Source organism: Pedobacter sp. (genome assembly GCF_035566355.1).
Lineage (GTDB): Bacteria > Bacteroidota > Bacteroidia > Sphingobacteriales > Sphingobacteriaceae > Pedobacter.
The window spans coordinates 1-4,534 of the sequence record NZ_DATMRL010000577.1 but is presented as its reverse complement, the minus strand read 5'-3'; the positions used below and the strand labels follow the sequence as shown (position 1 = coordinate 4,534).

General features: G+C 38.1%; 4 protein-coding genes. All 4 read left to right on the top strand.

The window, feature by feature from the left end:
* Positions 1 to 902, top strand: a 902-nt coding sequence (locus VNZ46_RS22700; RefSeq protein WP_325562883.1) for a pitrilysin family protein, incomplete at its 5' end; no start/stop codon positions are given.
* A gap of 229 nt (positions 903 to 1,131) precedes the next feature.
* Positions 1,132 to 1,731, top strand: coding sequence for an RNA polymerase sigma-70 factor (locus VNZ46_RS22695; RefSeq protein ID WP_316834913.1), 600 nt, complete (start codon positions 1,132 to 1,134; stop codon positions 1,729 to 1,731).
* A 105-nt stretch (positions 1,732 to 1,836) separates the two neighbouring features.
* The gene (locus tag VNZ46_RS22690) at positions 1,837 to 3,021 is read left to right on the top strand and encodes a FecR family protein (protein ID WP_316834914.1); all 1,185 of its coding nucleotides are present in this window, start codon (positions 1,837 to 1,839) and stop codon (positions 3,019 to 3,021) included.
* Between the two features lie 304 nt (positions 3,022 to 3,325).
* Positions 3,326 to 4,534 (top strand): SusC/RagA family TonB-linked outer membrane protein (locus VNZ46_RS22685; protein ID WP_325562881.1); only part of this gene is annotated, 1,209 nt, incomplete at its 3' end.

Below are 4,534 nucleotides of genomic sequence, written 5' to 3'. Positions count from 1 at the left end.
CCACATCAGAACGTGTGGTTAATGCGCTTTCATTTGGACTCAACCATCCTAAGGGGCAATTTGAAACGGAACAAAGCATCAATTCCATTACACTTGAGGATGTCAAAGCTGCCTATAAAAACTATGTAACACCTTCAAGAGGCTATCTGACCTTTGTTGGAGATATAGAACCGGAAGACGCAATTGCTCTGGCAACTAGAGCATTTGGAGATTGGAAAGGTGCTACGCTGACTGTTCCCGTTTTAACTAAAGTCAACAACCCGGTTAAAACAGAGGTAAATGTTGTAAATATACCTAACGCAGTTCAGTCTGAGATTACGGTAACTAATCTGATAGATCTGCCACTAAGTAGCCCAGATTTTCATGCCGTATTGCTCGCTAATGAAATCTTGGGTGGGGGTGCCGATGCCAAACTTTTTAGAAACCTGCGGGAAAAACACGGTTTTACCTATGGTGCTTATTCCCATATAGGTTCCGGAAGATGGCAATCCACTTTTTCTGCATCAGCATCGGTAAGGAATGAGAAAGTGGACAGCGCAGTGGTTGAATTTTTAAGGGAGATTAATGTAATGCGTATGGAAAAAGTTAGTCCTGAACTCTTACAGAGTGCAAAAAACCTGTATAATGGTTCTTTTGCTTTGGGTTTAGAAAATCCTTCGCGTGCAGCAGGCTTTGCCAGCAATATTTTGATTAATAACCTGCCGAAAGATTTTTACCGTACTTATCTTCAGAAATTGAATGCGGTTACGGCAGATGACGTTTTGCGTGTTAGCAAGAAGTATTTTTCCTGCGACAATGCAAGGATCGTTATTGTGGGTAAAACAGATGATTTTTTACCTGGATTGATAAAGTCGGGATATCAGGTTAAACACTTCAACCGCTTTGCGGCACCAATTGAATGATAAAATAAACAAGAAGAGCTTACCAGCGCTTTGGTACTTTGTGCGCGGTATTATTTTTCGATAATAGTTGAAAAAAGACATGCAGTGATGGATTTCCTGCATGTTAATATTAAACAATACATTACATAGGAGGGCGTTCGGTATTACAAATTCCATCATGATCATTTGTGCAAGAATTTACAATTTCGATATAAATGCAGATATTGCGCCTTCATAGGCAAAACTGTAAATGGAAAAACTAACCAAAGACGAGCATTACTGGATTGATGAATTCAGAAAGGGCAATGAAAAGGCCTTAGCTTACTTTTTTAGGTTACACTACCGCTCCTTATGCTATTTTGTGAGTAAGATGATCCAGGATGATGCCGAAGCTGAGGACATAGCAGCCATTTCATTTATAAAACTCTGGGACCGAAAAGATAGCTTTGAAAAGAATGAAAATATCAAAGCATTTTTATTCATAACATGCCGAAATGCAAGCCTAAATTTCTTAAAACAATTGGAACGTAGAACCATCAGACAAGAAGAATACGTTAGGCACCTTAGTGATATTGATGATGTGGTTTTGAACCAAGTCGTAGAGTCAGAGTTTTTAAATGTATTGAATCAAGAGGTGGAGCAACTGCCAGAGCAATGTAGTAAAGTCTTTTCGATGATCTACTTTGAAGGTAAAAAGACTGATGAAATAGCAGAAATCATGGGCATTTCTGTTAAAACAGTCCGTAATTATAAGTCACGTGCTATTGAAATATTGCACAATTCATTTCTAAAAAAGAAGGTTTCTGACGCCCTAATGCTGGCAATGTTCATTTTTTTAAATAAAAAATAAAAATATCAGATTTCACTAGGGCGTTTTCCCGATTTGTTGTTTCTATGTTATATGTGGGTTAATAATAATTGACCAAGTTTATAATTGGCGCTAACAAATAGAAATATGTTTGACAAAGAATTTGATATTGCAACTTTAATCAGCCTCTACCAGAAGGGAGAGATCGATATTAATTCCATGCAAAGGTTAGAGACCTGGCTTGCCGCAGATCAAGCCAACCAGAATCTTTTTGAAGAATTAAGTCAAGAAAACAAACTACAGTCCAAGCTTGCAAAATTCAGGACATTTGACGAGAATTTAGGCTGGGAAAAAGTGAGGAGCGGAATTCCAGAGATTTCTCAAAATGTCCAAGCTGTAAAAAGAATTCCATTGTGGCCTCGTTATTTCTTAGCGGCCGCTATTGCAGCAATCGTCGTTGGTGCCGGATTATTTTATTATAAAGGAACCAAAAACAAAGAATCAGTTAATCATGCCTATGTAAGTGACATTGCTCCAGGTAAAGTCGGCGCTACATTGACTTTAGCCAATGGTAAAAAGATTAGCCTTGGAGATGCACGGAAGGGGGAACTAGCAAATGAGGCAGGAACCAGTATCCTTAAAACTGCTGATGGACAGGTTGTCTATGAAATGAAAGGACACTCCGGAACATCTGACAAAATCAATACTTTGACCACCGCGAATGGTGAAACCTACATTTTAACTTTACCAGACAAATCTAAAGTCTGGATGAACGCAGCCTCAAGTTTGACCTATAGCACTTCTTTAAATCAGCACGGAATTCGAAAAGTACAACTCCAGGGAGAAGCTTATTTCGAGATTTTCAAGGATAAAGCCCATCCTTTCGTTGTACAAACCAATAAACAGGAAATAGAGGTTCTGGGTACCCATTTTAATGTAAACAGCTACAATGATGAACCAGGAATTGAAACAACTTTAATGGAAGGTTCAGTTAAGATAACATCAGGAAGATTTCAGAAGATTCTCAAACCAGGAGAACAGGCAATTAATAAAGGCAACTCGATGGCTGTAAATCATGTCGATGTACAAACTGTAGTGGATTGGAAGAATGGTGACTTCAATCTAGATAAGGTTAATTTTAAGGTAGCGATGAGAAAAATTGCGAGGTGGTATGATGTTGAGATCATCTATGATGCCTCCATTACAGATGATATGGAAACAGGAGGTTGGGTTTCGCGGGGAAGCAATCTATCTTCAATTTTAAAATTAATTGAATCCTCAGGCTTAGTCCACTTTAAAGTCGAAGGGCGGAAAGTATACGTTTACAAATGATTATATCAATTGAACAGATGAATGAACTCAGGCAAATCATCAAATTACAGAAAGGACTTATGGATTAAAAAACAAAAAAATAACCAGATCTTAAAGTAAGACCTGGTCATATTTGGCTCAAGCCAATAAAATTATCAACTAGAAACAGCAGTTGCCTTGTCCGTGGAAAGTAGAGGCATTCTGCATTAACCAAATCAAACAAATGTATAAAAATTATACTAAGAAACTTGGTATGCCTAATAGGCTATACCATAAAATGCTGCTAATTATGCGACTAACCACCGTGATTTTAATAGCGTCTCTCATGCAAGTTACAGCTGCAACCTTTGCACAGCGAATCACAATAGAGCAAAAGAATATACCGCTAAAATCTGTTTTGAAGGAAATCAGGAAGCAAAGCGGATTCGATTTCTTCTATGATGGAAAGATTATATCTGATGATCAAAAAATAGATATAAGCATTCACAATGTAAGCATTGAAGAAGCATTGCGCAGCACTTTTAGCGGGCTTGATCTCAGCTATGAAATTGAAGGGAAAAAAGTAGCTATAAAAAAGAAATCTATGGCCTCTTTTATCGAAAAAATAAAACTGTACCTAGATGATATTAAGGTGTCTGGCCTCGTAACCGATGAAAACGGAAGACCTCTTATTGGAGCTACTATTAAAGTAAAGGATAGTAAAATAATAACTAAAACTGGTCAGGATGGTTCGTTTACATTAAATGGCGTTGATGAGAAAGCCACTTTAATCATTTCATTTATTGGGTACGCTGACAAAGAGGTAAAAGCTAAGTCAAGTTTAGGGTTTATTAAACTTAAATTAAGTGATAATCCACTAAATGAAATTCAAGTTATCGCTTACGGTGCACAATCCAAGCGTTTTAGTGTTGCTTCTGTAAATACAGTTACCGCCGAAAATATTGAAAAACAACCTGTAACCAATCCTTTATTGGCCTTGCAAGGACAGGCTCCCGGGTTAGCCGTAACTTCAACCAGTGGTATTCCTGGCTCACAAGTACTGGTTCAGATCAGGGGACAAAATACCTTAAACTCTACTTTAAACCCTAAAAAACCTTATGATCAGCCCTTATTTATAGTTGATGGCGTTCCGTTTGCTACCCAAAACAATAATGTGAGCCAATTTGCTTCACTTTTGGCTGCTCAAGGCGGATCAGCAAATCTCAGTCCAAGCTCCGTAGGTATCAGCCCATTTAATAATATCAATCCCGCAGATATAGAAAGTATCAGTATTCTTAAAGATGCCGACGCAACCTCTATTTATGGATCAAAGGGCGCTAATGGTGTTATTCTTATTACCACTAAAAAAGGAAAAACTGGTCCTACCTCTTTCAGCCTAAACGTAAACACAAGCGTTAATTCGGTTGGTCGTCCAGTTCAATTGCTAAACACGGCGCAGTATTTGCAGTTGAGGAGAGATGCTTTTGCTTCCGACGGCTTAACACCAAGCAACAATCCGAATAATTTTTCTTCTTATGCCCCCGATCTGACCATC